Consider the following 21252-nt stretch of genomic DNA (forward strand, 5'->3'; position numbering starts at 1 on the left):
CGGATGACCAAGCTCCCATCGGAAACCGGTCTGGCGCCTGCCAGGCCGCACACGGCCTCGGGGGGGAGCGTCCGCGACACGGGCGCGACCCTCCTCTTCGTGGTGTTCAAGTGGCTGCCGCAGATGGCCGCGGTCGTCGGGATCGGGATCCTGTGCGGAGTGGGCTACCTGAGCCTGGTGCGCGGGAACATGTTCCAGGCCAACGCGAAGCTCTACGTTCGCGTCGGCGTCGATCAGACGCCCTCGCCGCTGCTCGGCTCGGACCGCAACGTCACGTTCCTGGCGCAAACCCGCGGTGCCGTGCAGTCGGAGATGGATCTCATGCGCAACGAGGTGCTGGTCTCGCGTCTGATCGCGGACCTGAACCTCGGCGCGCCGGAGGTGCGTCCGGAGCCGACGGGCCTCTACGGTCGCCTGAAGCGCTTCGGCTCCGACCTTTACCAGGGTATGCGCGACGGGGCCGATGCCGTCCTGATCATGGCTGGCCTGAAGACGCCGCTGTCGCGCTCGGCCGCGGTCAGCCAGGTCTTCGCCCAGTCGCTGATCCTCGACAATGCGCCGGGCTCCGACGTCATCTCGGTCAGCCTGCGCTGGCCCGGCGAGGCGCAGGCCGTGCAGCTCCTCGACCGTTTCCTGCAGATCTACACGAACTTTCGCTCGGCGGTGTTCGAGGGAGGCGGCGAGATCGACTTCCTCAGCACCAAGCGCGACGCCGCCAAGGCGGCCGTCGAGGCGGTCGAGGCGGAGATGGCGGTGTTCGAGCGCGAGCACGACACCCGCAATGCGGCGAGCCGGCTGCCCCTTCTGGAGGCCGACCTCGTGGAGGCGCAGCGCGCGCTCGAACGCCAGTCCCTCGAACTGGACTTCGCGCGTCGGCGCTTCGAACGGCTCAGCCGCGTCCTGGTCCGGACGGCCAGCCAGCGCGAGCCGGTGGGCCTCGGAACCTTTCCGCCGAACTCGCCGGCCCTCAGCATGGCGCCCTCGATGGTGGCGCTGCTCGGCGAGCGCGAGCGTCTCCTCGTCAACAACTCGGCCAACGCGCCCGAGGTGAGAGAAGTCGAGGCCAAGCTCGGCGCGCTGACGGTCGTGCTGCTCCGCCAGCTCGAGGCCGAGGTTCAGGATCTCGTCCACGTCGAGGCGGCGGCGCGAGAGCGCGTGGAGAAGGTCTCGACGGCGTTGCGCGAGTTCCAGGATGCGGCGACCGGCTGGAAGTCGCTGGAGCGGCGGCGCGAACTCGCTGAGGCGCGCTACCGCGATGCCGAGAAGCGTCTCGCGGAGGCGCGCGACATCGCCGCTCTCAGGAACGCGCGGCTCTCCAACGTGGTCGTCGTGCAGCCCGCCGCCGCCGAGGGCACGCCCATCGGGCTTCGCAAGCTCTCGATGCTCGGCATCATCACGCTGTGCTCGGGCGTGCTCGCCTGCGGCTGGGCGCTCGTGCGCGAAGTCTTCGACGGACGCCTCTACCGGGGCGAGGAGGCTGCCGCCGCGCTCGGCCTGCCGCTGGTCGGCGAGGTGCCGGCGCGGGAGCGCCCGCTGCAGGTCTGGTCGCCGAGCGATCCCGACTCGGCGGCGCGGGTCGCCCTCGACCGACTCGTCGTCACGGTCAGCGAGCGCCTGCGCGGCGCGCGGCCCACCGTCCTGGCGATCGCCGCCGCCGAGGCGGATGAGGGTGCTTCCACCGTCGCCCTCGCGCTCGCTCACGGCATGGCCCGGCGCGGCCGCGTGCCGGTGCGCCTCATCTCGGGCTCGACGAGCCAGGACCTGCTGCACCACGCCCGGGACCTGCGCGTTCGCATGGACCCGTTGCCGTCCTCGCCGGATCTGCCGACCGGCCTGGCCCTGACCGCCGTCGGCGACCGCTTGGTCGTGGCAACCTGGGACGACGCGGACGCCGCCGCGGCGTTCCTGCGCGACGGCTTCGCGAGCTGCCCAGGCCTGCAAGGGGATGCCAGCCTCGTCATCCTCGACCTGCCGCCGCTGTCCGGCGATGCGGAGGCACCCCTCTGCGCGAGCCGGGCGGATGCGACGCTCCTCGTCGTGCGCGCCGGCCGGCACGGCGCCCAGCGGCACATCGCGGCACTCGAGGCCTTGAGGTGGCTCGGCACGGAGCCGATCGGCATCGTCCTCAACGGCGTGCGCCGCTTCATTCCCGCTCGCCTGGAGCGAGTCTGATGAGGGCGCTCGGGCTGCCATCGGCCGGAGCCGGGGCGCGCCGCGATCGCGCGGCGTCCCTGCGGCGGCTCGCGAACAGCGTGGCGGGAAGCGGCGTCCTGCTTTTCGGCCTCAAGATCGCCGGCTGCGCGCTCGGCTTGGCGATGCACTTGGCCTTCGCGCGCCTGCTCGGCGCCGCGGCCTACGGCACCTTCGCGACGGCGTTCAACGCCGCCGCCCTGGTCGCCCTATTCGCCGCCGGCGGCCTGCCGCTCACGGCCTCGCGCTTCCTGCCCGTGTACCTGAGCAATGGCGCGCGTGCGGAGGCCCGGGCCTACCTCGACACCGTCGCCGCGGCGACGGTCGGAGGAGGCTTGCTCGGCAGCGGCATTCTCGCCGCCGCCGCCGCGATGCTGGGCGCGGACGACCCCGGCTTGGCCTGCGCGCTCGCGGCCGCGAGTCCGCTCGTCCTGCTGCTCGCGACCGCGCAGACCGCGACAGCGCTGCTGCAGGCCCTGCATCGTCCCTTCGCGGCCGAAGCGGCCTTCCTCCTGGTGCGCCCGATCGCGGCCACCGGCATGGGCGCGGTGCTCGCGCTGCCGGCATTCGGCCTGCTCGACGCGGTCACGGCCCTGATCGCGGTCAGCCTCGCGAGCCTCGCGGCACTCCTTGCGACCGCGGATGCCCTGCGCCGCGCGATCGCCCGCCATGCGCTCACGGCCCGGGGTCGGCCCAGCCTCGGCGTCTGGGTCCGGCCGGGACTGCTGCTGCTGTTCCTCGTCGGCGGGGCCGCCCTGGCCGAGCGGCTCGACGTCATGGTGGTCTCGGCCTTCGCCGATCCGGAAGCGGCCGGCATCTACAGCGTCGCAGCCCGCTTCGCCGCCCTCATCTCGCTCGGGACCGCCGCCGCGACCGTGCGCGCGCTGCCCATGCTCGCCGAGCAGCTGGGGCGGGGCGATCGGGACGCCGCCGCCCGGACGCTGGCCCAGGCCAGCCGCGCCGCTCTCGCCCTCGCGGCCGCGGCCGGCCTCGGGCTCGCCATCGCCGCCGGCCCGCTTCTCGGGCTGTTCGGGGCGGGGTTCCGCTCCGGCACGACGGCCCTGTGCCTGCTGGCAGCCGCCCACATGGCCCTTGCGGCGGGCGGCGCGGCCTCCACGGCGTTGATCGCCTCGGGCAACGAACGCCGCATCGCGACCGTCACGGGGCTCGGCATCCTCGCCAACGTGACGGCCAACCTGCTGCTCGTGCCGCGGTTCGGGATGACGGGCGCGGCCGCCGCGACCCTGGCGACGATGGCCCTCACGGCATTCGGCCTCACCCTGACGGCCCGGCGGGTGCTCGGCCTCGCCGTCTTCGCCGGCCGGGATCTGCGCGCGGAGGATCAAGCATGAGGCGCGTCCGAATCCTCGCGGCCGGCGGCGCCCTGTGCGCCGCGCTGCTCGGCCTCTTCCTGGTCACGGCGCAGCCGGCGCTGGGCCTGCGGCTCGCCAATGCGGATTTCGAACAGGAGGGATCGCCGCCCCCCGGGTGGAGCCAGGACGGCCAGACCGCCGACAAGGGCGAGGTCCGTCAGGTCACGGTCGCGGGTGGGCAGGGCCGCACCCTCGCCCTGTCGCCGAACCGCCGCAATCGCGGCGGCGACAAGCCGCTCGGCCTCGGCCAAGTCATCGAGGCGGCGGATCTCAGCGGCCGGCCGCTCACGCTGCGGGCCCGCCTCGGCGCGGAGGGCGGCGCGGCCGCGGTCGTCGGCGTCGCGTTCCTCGACGGGAGCGGTGCCGACGTCGGAGCGCGCCTCGTCCTGCGCGCCGCCGCCGCGCCGCCCCTGAGCGTGCAATCCATCCGCTCCGACGAGGCCGTCCCGGCAGCGGCCCGGCAGGCGATCGTGTTCCTCGTCGCCGAGGGCCAGGCCGGGACCGCCTATTTCGACGATATCGAGCTCGTGTCGGAGGTGACGCCGGCGGTCGCGCCGGCCCGGGGCCGCCCCGTCGCGGCCCGTGTCTCCCTCGTCCCGGGCGAGGATCTCGGTCCCGTGCGCCGGCATCTGTTCGGCGCCAATGTCGAGTGGATCCGCAACGCGCAGGGGCTGTGGAACCCCGCGACCCGCTCGCTCGACGCGGATATGCTGGCGCTCGCCAAGGCCGCGGGCGTGAGCGTCCTGCGCTTTCCGGGAGGGGGCTGGTCGGACAGCTATGACTGGCGCAACGGCGTCGGTCCCCAGGCGAGCCGGCCGCGGTCCCCGCATGCCCCGGGCGAGCCGGAGGAATCGCCCAACGTCATCGGCACGGACGAGATCATCGAGGCCGCGCGACGGATCGATGCGGACCTGCTGATCACCTTGAACCTCGGCAGCGGCACGCCCGCGCTCGCGGCCGAGTGGGCGCGCTACGTCCGCGCGCGCATCGGCCCTGATGCCCGACCGCGCGTCACCTGGGAGCTCGGCAACGAGCTCTACATGGAGCAGGACATCTCCCGAGGGCAAACCGACCCGCAGACCTATGTGCAGCGCGCCCGCGCGACCATCGCGGCCGTGCGGGCGGTGGATCCCGCGGCGCGCTTCTACGCCATCGGCCTGGAGAATTTCGGGCGCTACCGCTTCAACGCCCATCGGGGCTGGAACGACACGGTGCTGACCGCGCTCGCCGCGGAGATCGATGGGCTGGCGATCCATAACGGCTACGCGCCCCTGCTGCCGGGTCCGGAGGGCGGCAGCGCCGCATCGGTCTACCGGGCCATGCTGGCAGCGCCGGCCAACATGGCGGCGAACCTCGTCACGACGATGCGGCAGCTGCACTCCGTGCAGGCCGGGCGCCGGCTCACGCTGGCCGTCACCGAGTGGGGACCGCTCTTCGCCGTCGATCCGGCCAACCGGTATTTCGACCACGTGAAGACCCTGGGGTCCGGCCTGTACGTGGCGCGGGTCCTCAACGTCCTGCTGCGGACGCCCGGCGTCGCGGAAGCCGAGTTCTTCAAGCTCAGTGACCTGCTGAATGCGGGCTGGATCGGCCGCAAGGTCGGGGGCGGCTACGCGGCGACGCCCGCCCTCGAGGTGCTGCGCCTCTACGCTTCGAACCTGTCGGGCCGCCTGATCGGCACCCGCGTGGACGGCCCGACATTCTCCGGCGGCCCGATCGGCTTCATCGACAGGGTCGACGCTGCCTCCACGGTCGAGGCCGTGGCCTCGCTCACCGAGTCGGGCGAACTCGCCATCCTGCTCTCGAACGCGAGCCTCGAGGCGCCCGCGGAGATCGAGCTCGACCTCGACCGGTCGCGCGCAGGATCGATGGAGATCCTGAGCGGGCCCGCCCCCGACGCGACCCGCGGCACCGGCATGATTTCGGTTCCAGGCCTGTCCTTCGCGCAGACCGCCGATTTCGGCGCCCCGCGCCCGCACGGCCGGGACGAGATCACGCTCGCGACCCGGCCCGTCGCGCCGGGCGCGCGCCTCCGCCTCGTCCTGCCGCCCGTATCGGTCGCGGCGCTTCGCTTGGGGGCGGCCCGATGAGCTTGCGTCTCTCGCCGATCGAGGCCGAAGGCGGCCGCCTGGCGCCGCTCCTGGCGGTCGGGCTGCTCGGGATCGCGAGCGTGCCGCTCGCCGGCTCCCTCGAGACCGTGAGCCCGCGTCTCCTGCTCGTCGGGGTCGCCGGCCTCGCCGCGCTCGCCGCGGTGGTGCTTGCCGGGCTGTTGAGGCCGGTGCTGCTCGCCCTCTTCGTCGTGGCCCTGACCTACAATCGCCAATACTATGACTTCGACTGGCTGCACGGAGACCTCGGCGGCCGTGGCCTGTACTGGTGCCCGGCGGACGTCTGCCTGGTGGGGCTGTTGCTGCTGTGGCCAATCGAGCGGGCGCTGCGCCTGCCGGCGCCACCGCGCCCGACCCGGGGAGGCCCGGTGCTGTGGCTGCTGCCGCTCATCGCGGTGGGGCTGCTCTCGGCGGCCTCCAGCACGGAGCCGCTCGGCAGCACCGTCGAGATCGTCCGCTACCTCAAGCTCGCCCTGCTCCTGCTCTACCTGCAGTACAATCTCGACGCGCGCGGCCTCACGATCATCGTCGCGGCCCTCGCGGCGGTCATTCTCCTGCAAACGCCGATCTCGGTCCTCCAGGCGGCCTTCGCCTCCGGCCAGAACGGCCTCTCGCAGATCTTCCAGTCCAGCGAGCCGGCCGAACTCGCCCGCCGTGCGGCCGGCACCCTCGGGCATCCGAACTACCTCGCCCCCTACCTGCTCCTGATCACGCCGCCCTTCATCGCCGTCGCGCTCGGCTTGCGCGGCTCCTGGATCGGCCGGGCGGCCGCACTGGTGGCGCTGTCCGGCACTCTCACGATCTGTCTGACCCAGTCGCGCGGTCCGATCGCTCTCCTGCTCGTCACGACCCTCGTTCTGATCGCCCTGATGACGGCGCGCCGCGCGCTCCGAGCCCTGCGGGCGGTCGGCCTGATCGTGGCGGGTGCGGTGCTCCTCGTCGCCGTGGTGGCCCCGCTCGCCCCTGCGATCGAGAAGCGGCTCTCGGGCGATTTCGGGGCCTCGGTGGATTTCCGGGCTGCGTACAACGATGCCGCAACGCGCATGTGGGAGTCCAGCCCCATACTCGGCGTCGGACCGAACAATTTCGGCCTGGAGATCCGGCATTATTCCCCGGATCTCTACGTGCTCATGGCCCTCGACGCGCTCTCGAGCAACGAATCCCGCAACAAGGTCCATCTCCGCAGCACCGCGCCCGTCCATAATGTCTACCTGCTCGTGCTGTCCGAGCTTGGACTTCTCGGCCTGATCGGCTTCGTGCTGTTCCTGCTGCGCGGTCTCGTGCTGGCTTGGCGGGCCTCGGCGGCCTCGTCCCAGGTGACGGGTCTGTTCGCGCTTGGATTGTTCTGCGGTATCATCGCCGAGTACGTGCAGCAGCTGATCGATTACTCGCTGCTCTGGGATCCCTTGCTGTTCACCTTCACCCTGCTGATGGGTGTCATGCACGCGATCGTCGCCACTCAGGAGGCTCACCCGTGACGGCATCGGATGTCACCGTCGTCGTTCCGACCTTCAATCGCGGCCGGGATCTCCCCGCGACGCTCGCGGCCCTGGCGGCACAGACGCGGCGGCCGCGCGCCGTGGTGGTCGTCGACAACAGTTCCACGGACGACACCCGCGCGGTGGTCGGCGGATGGGGTCCGGCCCTCGCAGCCGTGGGCATCGCCTTGCACTACCGCTGCAAGGCCCCCGAGGGTCCGGCCGCGGCGCGCAACCTGGGCTGGCGCGAGGCGGACACCGCCGCGGTCGCGTTCGTGGACAGCGACGTGTCGCTCGACCCGGGCTGGCTCGCAGCCTGCGGCGCGGCCCTGGACGCCGATCAGGACGTCGGGGCCGTGGGAGGGAAGGTCGTCTACGCGCACAGGCCGGACCTGCTGAACGGGTATGGCGGCGCCCTCGGGCCGCTCGGTCTCGCGTGGGATGCGCTCGAAGGGGAGCCCGCGACCGCGGCGACGCGCGCCCGCGACGTGCTGTGGACGAACTGCTCGGCGCTGCTCGTCCGGCGCAAGGCCCTCGCGGAGATCGACGGGTTCGACGAGGCCTTCTTCTACGGCTACGAGGATTCCGATCTCGGCTGGCGGCTCACGCTCGGCGGGTGGCGCGTCCGCGTCGTGCCCGAGGCCGTCGTCCACCACCGGGTTGGCAGCGCCATCGGGCGCGCGGCCGAGACCATCGTGTTTCACGCCGCCAAGAACCGGCTTCGGTCCGTTCTGGTGAACTGGGGTGCGGCCCGCCTGCTGCGCCATGGTCCTCCGGCCTTGGCCTACAGCCTCGCGGACGCCGTCCTGCGCGCCCCCCGCGGGCCCAAGCTGCGGGCGCTGCTCTGGACGTTGCGCCATCTCCCCGACACCCTCGCGCGGCGCCGGATGGTTCAGGCGAGCCGCCGTGTCGACGACCGCGGGATCCGCGCCCTGATGGACCGTCGCGCGTTTCCGAAGCGCCGCCTGGGAGGGCTGCGCCGCCGGGCAGCCGACGTCGCAGCGCCGCCGATCCTCGGCGCGGACGACCGCGTCTGATCCGGGATCCGCCTGATCGAAGCGGATCCCGGATCCCAAGCCCGCGCGGCGCCTGAGCGACGCCGACATCCGCATGGCCGAAATGGGAGAGGGCGAGGCCGTCAACCGGATGTCGCATGACGGGAACCCCCGTGAGGCAGGCGTCCAGGAACCGCCACCGGACGGACCGGCCGTCTTCGCTTCCGGCATCCGGCCGAACCTGTCCCTCTCGTGTTCGGCCGGGCCCCGCCGACGATGGCCGGGAGCCGGTGCGCCCCATCATCGGCGGCCGACATCGCGCGGGCAGTCGGCGCGTGTCGTCCGCCCACGAACGGCCCCGGAATGGGAGCGCGGCATCCTGATCGGGCCGCCCGGCCAGCCCGTCGAGACTCCCGCATTTCGTTCGCGCCTCGCCGCCATCTGCAGTGCGGATGATCCTTTTTAGTACGGCTGCTCCGAAAGCCGATGATATTGTCGTCAATGTCATCGATCCCGAGGCACAAGCCGTTTTCGCTGCGCGAATACGCTGTGTGTCACCATCGTTTCGCGCGAACATGCGGTGCTGTTCGGATGAATTTCGCTGAATTCCCGTTTGTCAGTGTGGTCGTCCCGACGCGCAGGCGCCGCGAGATGGTCGTGCGTCTGATCGGATCCCTGCTTCGCCAGGATTACCCGGCCGACCGGTACGAGATCATCGTCGTTCACAATTTCACCGATGACGGCACCGAGGAGGCGATCCGCGCCCTCGTCGAGCAGGGCGGCCTGCCGGTCCTGAGCTACCACCGCAAGGCCTTCTCGTCGCCCACGCCATCGCGCCAGTTCGGGGCCGAGATCGGGCGGGGCTCGATCATCGCCTTCATCGACGACGATTGCGAGGCGACGCGCGGCTGGATCCGGGCCGGCGTCGCCGCCATGACGACCGGGACGGGTCTCGTCCAGGGACGCACGCTGCCTCGGCCGGATCAGCCGCGGCACTTCTTCGAGAAGACCGTGACGGTGACGGCGCCGACGCCGTACTTCGAAACCTGCAACATCTTCTACCGTCGCGAAGCCTTCTTCGGGGTCGGTGGATTTTCGACGGAATTCCTCGACCGCTTCTGGGGCGAGGACACGGATCTCGGCTGGAAGGTCGTGCAGTCCGGCTGGGCGCGCGCCTTCGCGTCCGACGCGCTCGTGCACCACGAGGTCTTCCGCCAGACGCTGCTGGCGTGGCACCGGGAGGCGCTGAACCTTCGGGTCTGGCCCCTCCTGGTGCGGCTCCGGCCGGCGATCCGGCAGGACCTCTATTGCGGCTACTTCGTCAGCCGCCAGTCAGCCGCCTTCGCACTGGCCGTCGGCGCCGCCGCCGGGGCCGCGCTGCTGCATCCGGTGCTGCTGCTGGCCGCCCTGCCCTATCCCTGGATCCGGACGCTGGAGAGCGGACGGTACCGGAATCCGCTCGCGATCGCCGCGCGGATCGTGGTCGGGCTGCCCCGGGCGGCCCTGATCTTCGGCGCCCTCGCGTACGGCTCGATCCGTCACCGTTGCCTGGTGCTGTGAGACGATGCGCGTCCTCCTCGCCCATGAACGCTATCTGCCCGATTCCGGCGGCGGCGGTGAGGTTCTGGCCCACCGGCGCGCCCTTCATCTGCGCGCGCGCGGCATCGAGGTCCAGGTGATCTGCGCGGGCGATCCGGCGCTGGGCGACCACGAGGGCGTGCCGACGCGGCGCCTGCCGCTGCGCCGCCGGGCCCTGCCCTTCGGGCTTCCGGCCTTCATCGAGGCCGCGCGCTCGGCCGATCTCGTGCACGCCTTCACCTACCACGCGATGCTGCCGGCCTTCGTGGCGGCGCGGCTGACCGGCCGTCCTCTCGTCTGCGAGTACATGGCGTTGTTCGGCCGCGCATGGTCGGTCATGCGCTCCGAGCCGGTCGCGCTGGGCTATCGTGCGGTCGAGCGCCTGCTCGTGGCCCTCCCGGCGCAGGGCCGCATCTTCCTCAGCGAGGACTCCCTCGCCCTCGCGCGGGGGAAGCCGGGCGACCGCGTCGTGCTGGCCCCGCCCGGTGTCGATCCAGCCTTCTTCGAGGAGGCATCGCCCGAACCGAAAGGGGATTTCGTGCTGTTCGCCGGCAAGTTCGAGGCCCGCAAGGGGGTCGCCGAACTGCTCGCGGTCGCCCGGGCCTGCCCGCATATCCGCTTCGTTGCCGTCGGCTGGGGCGGGGACATCGCGGCGCTGCGGGCGGCGGCACCGGAGAACCTCACCGTGCACGAGAGCCGCGGTGACCGCTACCGGCGCCTGCTCCGTCAAGCGCGGATCTTCTTCTTTCCCTCGCACGCCGAGACCTTCGGGATCGTCGTCGCCGAAGCGATGGCCAGCGGCTGCGCCGTCATCGGGACCACCGGGCAGGGCGCGGAAGGCGTCCGGGTCGAGGCGGGGGACGCGGCCGGCATGGTCGCGGCCGTGCAGCGTCTCTGGGACGACCGCGACCTCTGCCTCGCCCTCGGCGCCCGCAACCGCGAGCGTGCCCGCGCCTACGACTGGGAGCGCAGCGGCGACGTGGTCCTCGGCCTGTACCGAACACTTCTCGCCCACAGGCTGCCCTACCCGGAGGCACCGCGATGAGAGTTGCTGTCTATTATCCCTGGGTCTACCTGCGCAGCGGGATCGAGCGGGCGCTGATCGAGATCAAGCGGCGAAGCCGCCATGAGATCCGCATCTACACCAACCACTTCGATCCACGCGGAACCTTCCCGGAACTCGACGGGATGGGCGTCACGGAACTGTCCCGGGTCTCGGTCGAGCGGACCTACTCGGCGGTCACCGCGGCCGCGCTGTCGATCGTCCGGACCCGCCTCGATCCGGCGGAGCACGATGCGGTTCTCGTCTGCTGCGATGGTCTCGGCCCGCTCCTGACCTTCGCGAACCGCCGCAAGCCCGTGGTCAACCTGTGCTTCACGCCGCTGCGGGCGACCTACGATGAGGTCTACCGCGATCGCCTGCTGGCGCGCGGCGGTCCGGCCCGCCCCGTGAAGCGGGCGGCCGAGACGGTGTTCCGCCTCGTCGATCGCATGGCGTGGCGCAACTTCGACGAGGTCATCTGCATCGCCGACACCGTCCGGCGGCGCGTCGCGGACAATCGTCTCTTTCCGGAATCCAAGATCCACCTCGCCTATCCGGGCGTCGAGCCGAGGCTCGCGGTGCCCGAAGGCGCCTCCGAGCCGATGTTCCTGCTCCCCGGCCGCATCATGTGGACGAAGAACATCGAGCTCGCCATCGACGGATTCCGCCGGTTCCTGCGCGACGCACCGCCCGCGCTGCAGCGATTCCGCCTGCACATTGCCGGCATGGTCGACGCCAAGAGCCGTCCGTACTTCGCACAGCTGCAGGAACTGGCCGGCGGCGACGAGCGGATCGTGTTCGAGACGGTGGTGTCGGACGAGCGCATGCGCGCCCTCTACACGCAGGCCTGGGCGGTCCTCGCCCCGGCCTTCAACGAGGATTTCGGACTGACGCCGGTCGAGGCGATGGCCCATGGGCGGCCCGTGCTCGCCTGCAACCGGGGCGGCCTGCGCGAGACCGTGCTGGACGGCGTCACAGGTCTGCTGGTGGAACCCGAGCCCGCCGCCTTCGCGGCCGGCCTGCGCCGCATCGCGCAGGACGCGGATCTGGCCCGGCAGTTGGGCGCGCAAGGGCCCGCACGCGCGGCCGCTTTCACGTGGCCGCGCTTCGTCCAAACGATCGATGCCGTCCTCGACGGCGCACAACGGAGGTCGGTATGAAGCGTCTTCTCGCAGGTCTCGCACTCGCCGCTGTCCTGAGCCTGCCCGCCAGCGCGGATTCGTTCCGGCTCGGGCCGGAGGACCGGGTCGACGTGCGCGTGTTCGGCCGGCCGGACATGTCCCTGGCGCTCAAGGTGGATGGCGACGGAAACCTGCGCCTTCCCCTCGTCGGCAGCGTCGGCGCGTCCGGCCAGACGATCGACGAGGTGGAGGCCCGCCTCATCGCGGCCTGCCGCGAGCGGGCCGGCATCCTTGAGCCGCGCGTCACCGTGACGGTCCTGGAGACGGCTCCGATCTTCGTCGGCGGCGCTGTCCAGAACCCGGGCCGCTATGCCTGGGCGACCGACTTGACGGCGGCGAAGGCCTACGTGCTCGCCGGCGGCGCCCCACGCCTGCTCGAGAATGGCGGCCCGCTCCTGGTCTTCGAGGCCTACCGGGCGGTCGAGCAGGAGGAGCAGACGCAGAGCCGCTTGGCCGCGGCGATCCTCCGGCGGGCCAGGCTCAGCGCCGAAGCCGCGTCCGCACCGAGCTTCGACGTGCCGGAAGGCTGGGCCGAAGGCCTGAAGCCGGCCCAGGCCGAGGTGCTTCTCACGCGCGAGATGCACCTGTTCGCCAAGCGCCGCGAGGCGATGACCGGCGAGATCAAGAACCTCAAGCGGCAGTCCCAGATCCTGGTCGAGCAGGAGGCCGCGCTCAAGGCGAGCCTCGCCAAGAAGGGCCTGCAGCTCACCATGCTGCAGCAGGAGCTGGCGGCCATCGGCGGGGATTCCGAGACCGCCCGCTTGGTGCCGGTCACGCGGCTGCTCGCGCTCAAGCGCTCGATCATCGACATCGAGAACGATCAGCGGGAGATCGAGCGCCGGATCTCGGAAACGAAGCTCCAGGGTGCGATCGCCGAGCAGACCTCGGCGAACCTTGAGAATTCCCGCACCATCGAGGCCTCCGGGCAGCTCGCCGAGGTCGAGCGTGAGCTGGTCAGCCTGCGCGAAAGCCTGCTCCCGATCCGCCGCCGCGCCGAGGTGGGACGCACGGCTGTCAGCGCCTCGGAAGCGCGCGGCGGGCGGGCGCGCGTCCCGGTCTTCACGATCCGCCGCGAGACGGGCGGCACGGTGCAGGTCCTGCAGGCGGACGCGGATACGCGGCTGATGCCGCGCGATCTCGTGCAGATCGCGGCCGAGCCGGTGCCGAGCGCGGATGCCGAGCGGGTTGCCGAGACGCGGGCCGGAAACGCCCAGGCCGCGCCTCCCCGCGCGCCCGCCGCGCCGGCGCCCAAATCCCCGTCGCCCGCGGGCGTCGGCGCGCCCATCAAGGGCGACATCGCGGCGGCCCTCCGCCCGGCAGGCTCGCGATAAGGCCGATGCGGCGAGCCGGCGGGCGGGTCTCCGAGCGGACACGCGCCCGCCGGACCCGCACCGGCCCGCCGGGCCCCGATCGGGGACGGTGCCGCCCGCCGGACCGGTCGCGTCGTGCTCAGGCCGAGCCGGCACACCCGCTCGCTGCTGGATCCAGCCTGCGACGGCCCGGTCGGGGTTCGGAGCGCCCGTCGCGCGGGCGCGGCGCCTCGCCGGCAGAAGCCCGGCGGGCCTTGCCGGAGCGACGGAGCATCCGCCGGACGATCCGATCGCCGGCTCGGGGCGGTCCCGGCGCGGCCTGCGCATCTGGCCCGGATTCCCTTCGCCGGCCGATCGGACGGCGTGCGGCTGCATGAACCACCGGCTCGGCAGATCACCCCTGCAACTCGCCTGACATGCTGCGCTCCGTCGAAGCAGATGGCGGCCGCCCTCGGCCGCCTTTTTCGCCGTATACTGGATTGTCCGCCATCGGCGACTGCTTGAAGCGGCTTGAAAACCGAGATTATCGCATCACGAATACAAAAAATTTGGCGGCGACGAGTTCGTTCGCCGGTCATGGTGGCGTCTACACGGCAGGTGGCCGAGATGCCATTCGGCCCGAAGCAAGCAGACGAAACCGTGCCGGCACTTCCGGTGCGTGACACGCGGCAGGGTCGCGGCCCCGCGACGGCAGGGCCGGGAAGCGCCCTGCCGGGTACGGGCCCGATCGTCGGCGCGAGGCGTGTCGAGTCCGGACGAGCGACGGCGGGCAGCCCACGGGCCACGCCGCGGTGCGACGCCGGATCCCCGTACGGGTGATCCCGTGGCGCGACCGCGCTTCATGGGGGTGAGATCGCCGCTGACTCGCAGGGATCGGCAGCGTCATCGATCAAGGTCATGCCAGTCGATGGCGGCCTGGATCGTCCTGAAACCGGATCTGCAGGATCCTGAGATGAACGGGAAATCGAGACCATGACATCGCATCGACGCATCAAGAGCATCCTGGTGACCGGAGGCGCCGGCTTTCTCGGCTCTCATCTCTGTGAAAGTCTGATCGAGCAAGGCCACGAGGTCCTCTGCGTCGATAACTTCTTCACGGGAGCCCGTCAGAACGTCGAGCACCTCTTGAAGAATCCCAGGTTCGAGCTGCTGCGCCACGACATCACATCCCCACTCTATGTGGAAGTGGACGAGATCTACAATCTCGCATGTCCGGCATCCCCGGTGCACTACCAGTTCGATCCCGTCCAGACCACCAAGACGAGCGTCCTTGGAACGATCAATGTCCTGGGGCTCGCCAAGCGCGTGAAGGCGAAGGTGCTGCAGGCATCAACGTCCGAGGTCTACGGCGATCCCGAGATGCACCCGCAAGCCGAGCACTACTGGGGCCGGGTCAATCCCATCGGCCCTCGTTCCTGCTACGACGAGGGCAAGCGCTGCGCCGAGACGCTGTTCTTCGACTATCATCGTCAGCACGGGCTGCCGATCAAGGTCGCTCGCATCTTCAACACCTACGGCCCGCGCATGCATCCGGACGACGGCCGTGTCGTCTCCAACTTCGTCGTCCAGGCACTCAGCAACAAGGACATCACTTTGTATGGTGATGGCCGCCAAACCCGATCCTTCTGCTACGTTGACGACCTCGTTCAAGGCCTGATCGCGTTGATGGAGACGGACTCCACGGTGACAGGGCCGATCAATCTCGGCAACCCTGGTGAGTTTACGGTCCGGGATCTTGCCGAACTGGTTGTCGAACTGACAGGATCGCGCTCCGAGATCGTCCGCAGGCCGCTTCCGCAGGACGACCCGCGCCAGCGCAAACCGGACATCGATCGCGCCAAGAAGGTCCTCGGCTGGCAACCAACGATCGATCTCCGCGAAGGCCTCATCCGCACCATCGAGTATTTTCGCAAGCAGCTCGATGCATGATCGAATTTGTTAAGCTAAATCATCACATCAAACATGTTGTCGGACGGATAATTAAGCGATGAAATCGGCTCTCATCACTGGAATTACCGGACAGGACGGTGCCTATCTGGCTCAGTTTTTGCTGAGCAAGGGTTACACCGTCTATGGCGTGACCAGACGTTCGAGCGCGCAGGATCGATGCTCTCAGCGTCTCGCATGGCTCGGCATCGCCGATCGCGTTCACTGCATCGACGGCGACATCTCCGACCTGTCGAGCCTGATCCGCGTCGTGCGCAGCGTCCAGCCCACCGAGATCTACAATCTCGCAGCGCAGTCCTTCGTCAACACCTCGTGGATGCAACCTGTGCTCACCGGTATGATCACCGGTCTCGGCTGCGCGAACGTTCTCGAAGCGGTGCGACTCGCCGCACCCGATGCGCGCTTCTATCAGGCATCGTCATCGGAAATGTTCGGTCGCATCCAGCAGCCGGTGCAGTGCGAGACGACCCCGTTCTACCCCCGCTCGCCGTACGGGGCTGCCAAGCTCTACGCGCACTGGATGACCATCAACTACCGTGAGAGCTTCGGTCTGCATGCCTCGACCGGCATCCTATTCAATCACGAGAGCCCATTGCGGGGGATCGAATTCGTCACGCGCAAGGTCAGCGACGGCGTGGCACGAATCAAGCTCGGAATGGCGCGTGACCTGAGGCTGGGCAACATCGACGCCAGACGCGACTGGGGTCACGCCCGGGACTACGTCCGAGCGATGTGGCTGATGCTGCAGCAGGACGCGCCGGATGATTACGTCGTGGCGACGGGACGCTCGGTGACGGTCCGGGAGATGTGCGAGATCGCTTTCGGCCACGTGGGTCTGTCGTTGAGCGACCATCTGGTGATCGATCCCGATCTCTTCCGGCCCGCCGAGGTCGATGTCCTGATCGGCGATGCCGCGAAGGCGCGACGGGTGCTGGGCTGGGAACCGACGGTGAGCTTGGAGGAGATGGTGCGCGAGATGGTCGATGCCGATCTTCACCGGCACTCTCGCGACGGGAGCCGGCCCCGGCCCGCGCGCAGACCGGTGACGCGAGATCCGCGCGCCTCGCTGTCGCTGCGCAAGGGTCCCACGGGTTCACGGGCGCGTCGACCGCACATTGCCACCACCAGTTGTATGCCGAACGACTGATGCGACTGCGTCACGAGTTTGGGCCGTATGGTCGCGCTTCGATCTCGTGCAGGAGCGAGATATGGATCCCCTGAACACTGTCCTGGCTGGCCAGCCGCGCTTCGGCGCCTACGTCGGCACCCTCTCGGACGTCCTTGGCCATGCGGACCGGATCGCGCCGCTCAAGGCCTACTGCACCGGTCTCCTCCTGCCGGGCACGCGCAAGAGCATCGCGCCGATGGCGGCCCAGATCGCCCCTGCCCGCGTTCAGGCCACCCATCAGGTGCTGCACCACTTCGTGGCTAACGGTGAGTGGTCCGACGCCGCGTTGCTGGCTCGGGTCCGCGCCGTGGTTCTGCCCGTCATCGAGAGCCGGGGCCCGATCCAGGCCTGGATCGTCGAGGATACAGGCTTTCCCAGGAAGGGCCGGCACTCGGTCGGCGTGGGCCGGCAATCCTGCGGCCAGGTCGGCAAACAGGATGACTGCCAAGTTGCCGTGACGCTCTCGCTGGCCAACGGCCAGGCCAGCCTGCCGATCGCCTACCGCCTCTACCTGCCGGAAGCGTGGGCTCACGATGCGCAGCGGCGCATGAAGGCCGGCGTGCCTCAGGAGATCGGCTTCCAGACCAAGCCGGAGATCGCCCTGGATCAGATCCGGGCCGCACGGGCCGAGCGTGTGCCGCCCGGTCTCGTCCTGGCCGACGCCGGATACGGGAGCGATGCGGCATTCCGCACGGCCCTGACGGCGTTGGGATTGCGCTACAGCCTCGGCATTGCCGCTTCGACCGGCCTGTGGCCGCCCGGAACGGCGCCCTTGCCGCCCGAGCCCTGGAGCGGGCGTGGTCGGCCGCCGACCCGGATGCGGCGCAGCCCCGATCACGAGCCGCTCTCGGCCGAGACGCTGGCACGCGCGCTGCCGGACGCGGCCTGGCAGGAGGTCAGGTGGCGTGCGGGCACGAACGGACTCTCGGCGTCGCGCTTCGCGGCGGTGCGGGTGCGCCCGGCGCATCGCGACGAGCAGCGACGCGGGCCTGGTCCCGAGGAGTGGGTCCTGATCGAGTGGCCGGACGGCGAGGATGCACCGACGCAGTACTGGATCTCGACCCTGCCGGCCGAGACGTCCCTGGCCGAGCTCGTCAGCCGGACGAAGCTGCGCTGGCGCATCGAGCGGGACTACACGGAACTGAAGCAGGAGATCGGGCTCGGTCACTACGAGGGGCGGGGCTGGCGCGGCTTTCATCACCATGCCAGCTTGTGCATTGCCGCGTACGGGTTCCTGGTCTGCGAACGGGGCCGGTTCTCCCCCGCGGGCCCCGAGCTCGCCAGGCTCCACACGCCCGACCGACCCGCAGGTGACAGATCCCGCGGCACCCCCGACCCGGCCCGCGCGTCGTGGGCCTGATTCCGTCGAGAGCCGACGCCGGAGACTGGCGCATGCCCCGGTGCAATCGCGTCAGCGATGTCCCTGCTGCCACCGCGGATGCATGATCCGGGATCCGCTTGATCGAAGCGGATCCCGTATCACCAGCCCGCGCGGCGCCTGAGCGAAGCCCGAATCCGCCATCCCGAAGGGATCAAGCGGATTTGGTATGACACGGTCGGACGAGCTGTCCTCGTCTTGATGATCCTGCGCGAGGCTGTCTCGGCCTCGTGCGCCTGCGAGTGCTTCAGCGGCAGGCCGGACGGCTGCCACGATGCCGCCGTAGCCCGTGCACCGGATCGTGATAAGCTCATACACTGCGTACAGATGCTGGCGGGCGTGACGGTCTCTGGCCACGAGCGAAGGTCCGAAAGTGGAGGATCGTGTTGAAAAACTCAGAGGCGACGCCTGACGCCTCGCCCTATGCCTCGCTGCGCGGAAGAAGTTCCTCTTTCCGACTCCCCATACGCCGACTTGCATCGGGTTGCGCGCGTCCGCGCGGAAGGCTCTTCTCCGCGCGGCCTGGTGTGGAGCACCGCATCGGCCGCTTCCCGAGTTTTTCAACACGATCGGCGCATCTCGAACCTTCCGAGAAGCCGCTTCGAAGCCTTCCCTTCTCCGAGTCCTCGGCTCACGGCCCACGCCGGGGCTGCACTCGCCAGTCAGCAATATAGCGATCTTCACGGCAACGACTTGACTGCACCGTGGCAGCAGGCGATGCCCCGTGCGGTGAGATTTCGCCCGCGTTTACAGGTGTCTAGCCAACGTGCGTGTGTTGCGTTCGTCGGCGTCTGTGTACTAGATAGCGGACGAAACGATCGGGGCGCCCGCATGCGCGATGCCCGCAAGATGGGACAATCTCTGCCACTCATTGCCCATCTGGCAGAGGAACTGGCCTTCGCGCTGGCAGGCGAACTCGTCGCCGAAAACTACAAGCGGCCGAGCACAGCCCTCAGGCGGTTGGCGGACGCCAAGGCTCTCCTGGATCACTACGGCTACCCGGCTGGGCCGATGCTCGCCGAAACGGTCGAGATCGCCATCACGCAAGGCAGCGTGCTCCCTCACGGGCCGGAAGCCCGCGTCACGAAAACCACATCGGGCGTGTCGCCGTACAACTTCGAAGAGAGGTTCAAAACGCAGGTTTGGACATCCGAGATATGTGTGCTTTATGTCAGCCGTAGATTGGCCACCGGCACAGACATTCATGACATTGTCGAGAAATCTTTGAGTCGAAATCCGAATGTTGGGATCACCGGTGCACTTGTTTCTTCAAAATATCATTTTGCGCAGTATTTGGAAGGTCATCCCTCGGCAGTAAGACAGCTGATGGACAACATCGAGCACGATAGTCGGCACGCAGACGTGACCATTTTTCTGGTCGCGAGCTTGCCGAAGCGCCGGTTCGGCAGTTGGTCACTGGCCTACTCGGGCGCCTCAAAGTACGTAGACCAGCACATGAAGTCATTGATCGAGGCAGCATCGCCTGCCACAGAGGAACAGCAGATAATGTTATTATTGGCATTGATGGAGAAGTCCATCAAATAATACGATTTTGATACACTCATATACTCGAACCAATGCCCAGAATGCTCCTAACTTTTCGCCGCTTCAGCGGGAAATCCGTGAGGCGGCGCTCACGCAGGTCGGCAGCGAAGCGGAATGAGCATGACTGAACCAGCTTTCGTCAGGTCTGAGAAGACGCCGTTCTGGTCGGCGCTGTTCACGGATCGGCGGATCGCGCCGGCACTCGGGCTCGGCTTCACTTCCGGCATTCCGTTCCTGCTCGTCTACGCCACGCAATCGGCATGGCTGTCCGACATCGGCATCTCACTCGCGACAATCGGCCTCCTGAGCGAGCTGACCCTCGCCTACAAGTTCAAGTTCGTGTGGGCCCCGTTCCTGGACCGCTACGACCCGCCCCTGCTCGGGAGCGTGCTCGGCCGCCGGCGCGGCTGGATCGTCGTCGCCCAAGCGGGCGTGATGGCGATGCTGACCGGCATCGCGTTCGGCGACCCGGCGAACTGGCTCGGCTGGACGATCGCGCTGTCCCTGGCCCTGGGCTTCGCCGGCGCAACGCTCGACCTCGTCATCGACGGCTGGCGCATCACCAGCGTGCGGCCGCCCGAGAAGCAGGCCGTGCTGTCGTCCTGGACGGAGATCGGCTGGCGGGTCGGCAACCTCGCGGCTGGCGCAGGCGCGCTGCTTCTGGCCGACAGGATCGGCTGGCGCGGCGCCTATCTCAGCATGGGCGCGCTGATGCTCGCTGGAATGCTCGCCGCCGTGCTGGCACCCGAGCCGCCGTCGGACCAGCTCCCCCATCAAGCCCGAGCCGGCTTCGTCGACACGGTCTGGGCTCCCATCCGAGAACTCCTGACGCGGCTCGGCCCGATGGCGCCAGCAATCCTGCTGCTCGTCGCGGGTTTCCGTATGCCGGGCTACGTCGCGAGTGCGATGGCAGTCCCGCTGTTCAAGCACCAGGGCTTCTCCAACACCGACATCGCCACGGTCACCAAGCTCTTCGGCTTCTGGATCGGGCTGGGCGGCACGTTTCTGGCTGGCGCTCTCGTCCCGCGGATCGGTATGCTGCCGAGCCTGCTGATCGGCACCGTGGCGGGCTCGGCCTCTCACTTGAGCCTCGCCTACCTCGCCGCCCACGGAGGCGACGGCGGGACGGCCTTCTGGACTTTCGCGACCACCGTCAGCATCGATGGGTTCGCGTATGCGTTCGCCTCAGTCGTGCTCATCACCTACATGTCAACGCTTGCTTCCGAGGAGCATGCGGCGAGCCAATTCGGGCTTCTGACGTCCCTGTGTGCATTCCCGGGCAGCGTGCTGGCGGGATTTTCGGGTTTCGTCGTCGAGTGGACGGGCTTTCCCTGGTTCTTCGTCTGGACGTCCCTGATCGGCCTGCCGGTGGCACTGCTCGCGTTCTACGTCTGGGCCAAGGCCGGCATCTCCGACGAGGCCCCACCCCAGCCCAGGGCAGCGTCGTAAGCGGAGTCTTGGGATTGGAATTGCCCCGTTTCGTGGCTCTTGCTCACTGTGATATTGGTGGCGAATTCGGCGCGGCTCCTGCGATGAGAGGACGATCCGCGCGGCGCGTTGAGCGACGATGTGGCCCCACGCCAATCAGGAGGGGGTCATGTCGCTCGACGTGAGACGGACGTATGTCGTGCCTGATCAGACGGCGCAGGTGGCGCGGGCGATCTTTCCGAGCGGCAATCCGGTCATGCGCCTCTCCGACGACCTGCATCGGGTCATGGAGGATCACGACTTCGCCGACCTGTTCCCGGCGCGGGGACGACCCGCAGAGGCGCCGGTCCGGCTCGCCCTCGCGACCCTGCTGCAGTTCATGGAAGGGCTGACCGATCGGCAAGCCGCCGACGCGGTCCGCACGTGGATCGACTGGCGACTGTATCGCGGGTCAAGCCCTGGGAGGCGATACGACGGTTTGACCTCTTAGAAACAGGATGGCTGGCCCCGCCCGAGAGGCGCTCCAGCGTC

The 21252-nt window shown here is 69.4% G+C and carries 14 protein-coding genes and 1 pseudogene; all 15 read left to right on the forward strand.

All coding sequences use genetic code 11. The annotated features are described in order from the left end of the window. Window positions 1-3: 3 nt before the first annotated feature. Complete coding sequence (locus MET2598_RS0116715; RefSeq protein ID WP_018261625.1) at window positions 4-2172, forward strand: GumC family protein; 2169 nt, start codon at window positions 4-6, stop codon at window positions 2170-2172. Then, window positions 2172-3542: a lipopolysaccharide biosynthesis protein gene (locus tag MET2598_RS0116720; protein WP_012333783.1), complete on the forward strand. Its 1371-nt coding sequence runs from the start codon at window positions 2172-2174 to the stop codon at window positions 3540-3542. Before MET2598_RS0116715 ends, MET2598_RS0116720 begins: the two co-directional genes overlap by 1 nt. Continuing rightward, window positions 3539-5653, forward strand: coding sequence for an alpha-L-arabinofuranosidase (locus tag MET2598_RS0116725; RefSeq protein WP_018261626.1), 2115 nt, complete (start codon window positions 3539-3541; stop codon window positions 5651-5653). Before MET2598_RS0116720 ends, MET2598_RS0116725 begins: the two co-directional genes overlap by 4 nt. Then, window positions 5650-7149 carry an O-antigen ligase family protein gene (locus MET2598_RS0116730; RefSeq protein ID WP_026190773.1) on the forward strand — a complete coding sequence of 500 codons (1500 nt, stop codon included), beginning with the start codon at window positions 5650-5652 and terminating at the stop codon, window positions 7147-7149. The genes MET2598_RS0116725 and MET2598_RS0116730 overlap by 4 nt, the downstream gene beginning before the upstream one ends. Further along, window positions 7146-8186 (forward strand): glycosyltransferase family 2 protein, encoded by a 1041-nt coding sequence (locus MET2598_RS0116735; RefSeq protein ID WP_018261628.1) that lies wholly within the window; start codon window positions 7146-7148, stop codon window positions 8184-8186. The genes MET2598_RS0116730 and MET2598_RS0116735 overlap by 4 nt, the downstream gene beginning before the upstream one ends. Window positions 8187-8735: 549 nt before the next feature. Then, a complete protein-coding gene (locus tag MET2598_RS0116740; protein ID WP_012333779.1) occupies window positions 8736-9704 on the forward strand; it encodes a glycosyltransferase in 969 nt (322 codons plus the stop codon). 4 nt (window positions 9705-9708) lie between these two features. Further along, on the forward strand, window positions 9709-10767 hold the full coding sequence (locus MET2598_RS0116745; RefSeq protein WP_018261630.1) for a glycosyltransferase family 4 protein: 1059 nt from the start codon (window positions 9709-9711) through the stop codon (window positions 10765-10767). Continuing rightward, a complete protein-coding gene (locus MET2598_RS0116750; RefSeq protein WP_018261631.1) occupies window positions 10764-11924 on the forward strand; it encodes a glycosyltransferase family 4 protein in 1161 nt (386 codons plus the stop codon). The genes MET2598_RS0116745 and MET2598_RS0116750 overlap by 4 nt, the downstream gene beginning before the upstream one ends. Beyond that, a complete protein-coding gene (locus MET2598_RS0116755; protein ID WP_012333776.1) occupies window positions 11921-13276 on the forward strand; it encodes a polysaccharide biosynthesis/export family protein in 1356 nt (451 codons plus the stop codon). The genes MET2598_RS0116750 and MET2598_RS0116755 overlap by 4 nt, the downstream gene beginning before the upstream one ends. Window positions 13277-14227: 951 nt before the next feature. Next, window positions 14228-15184, forward strand: a complete 957-nt coding sequence (locus MET2598_RS0116760; protein ID WP_012333775.1) for a UDP-glucuronic acid decarboxylase family protein — start codon at window positions 14228-14230, stop codon at window positions 15182-15184. Window positions 15185-15242: 58 nt separating this feature from the next. Next, window positions 15243-16349: a GDP-mannose 4,6-dehydratase gene (locus tag MET2598_RS0116765; RefSeq protein ID WP_018261632.1), complete on the forward strand. Its 1107-nt coding sequence runs from the start codon at window positions 15243-15245 to the stop codon at window positions 16347-16349. A 61-nt stretch (window positions 16350-16410) separates the two neighbouring features. Further along, window positions 16411-17730 (forward strand): IS701 family transposase, encoded by a 1320-nt coding sequence (locus MET2598_RS0116770; RefSeq protein ID WP_012333773.1) that lies wholly within the window; start codon window positions 16411-16413, stop codon window positions 17728-17730. Window positions 17731-18579: 849 nt separating this feature from the next. Then, window positions 18580-19293 carry a BLUF domain-containing protein gene (locus MET2598_RS41190; RefSeq protein ID WP_157182181.1) on the forward strand — a complete coding sequence of 238 codons (714 nt, stop codon included), beginning with the start codon at window positions 18580-18582 and terminating at the stop codon, window positions 19291-19293. A 114-nt stretch (window positions 19294-19407) separates the two neighbouring features. After that, the gene (locus MET2598_RS0116785; RefSeq protein ID WP_018261635.1) at window positions 19408-20742 is read left to right on the forward strand and encodes an AmpG family muropeptide MFS transporter; all 1335 of its coding nucleotides are present in this window, start codon (window positions 19408-19410) and stop codon (window positions 20740-20742) included. A 148-nt stretch (window positions 20743-20890) separates the two neighbouring features. Next, window positions 20891-21157: pseudogene (locus MET2598_RS0116790) on the forward strand (transposase); the annotation flags it as partial. Between the last annotated feature and the right edge of the window lie 95 nt (window positions 21158-21252).

The sequence above is a fragment of the Methylobacterium sp. WSM2598 genome, assembly GCF_000379105.1.
GTDB lineage: Bacteria > Pseudomonadota > Alphaproteobacteria > Rhizobiales > Beijerinckiaceae > Methylobacterium.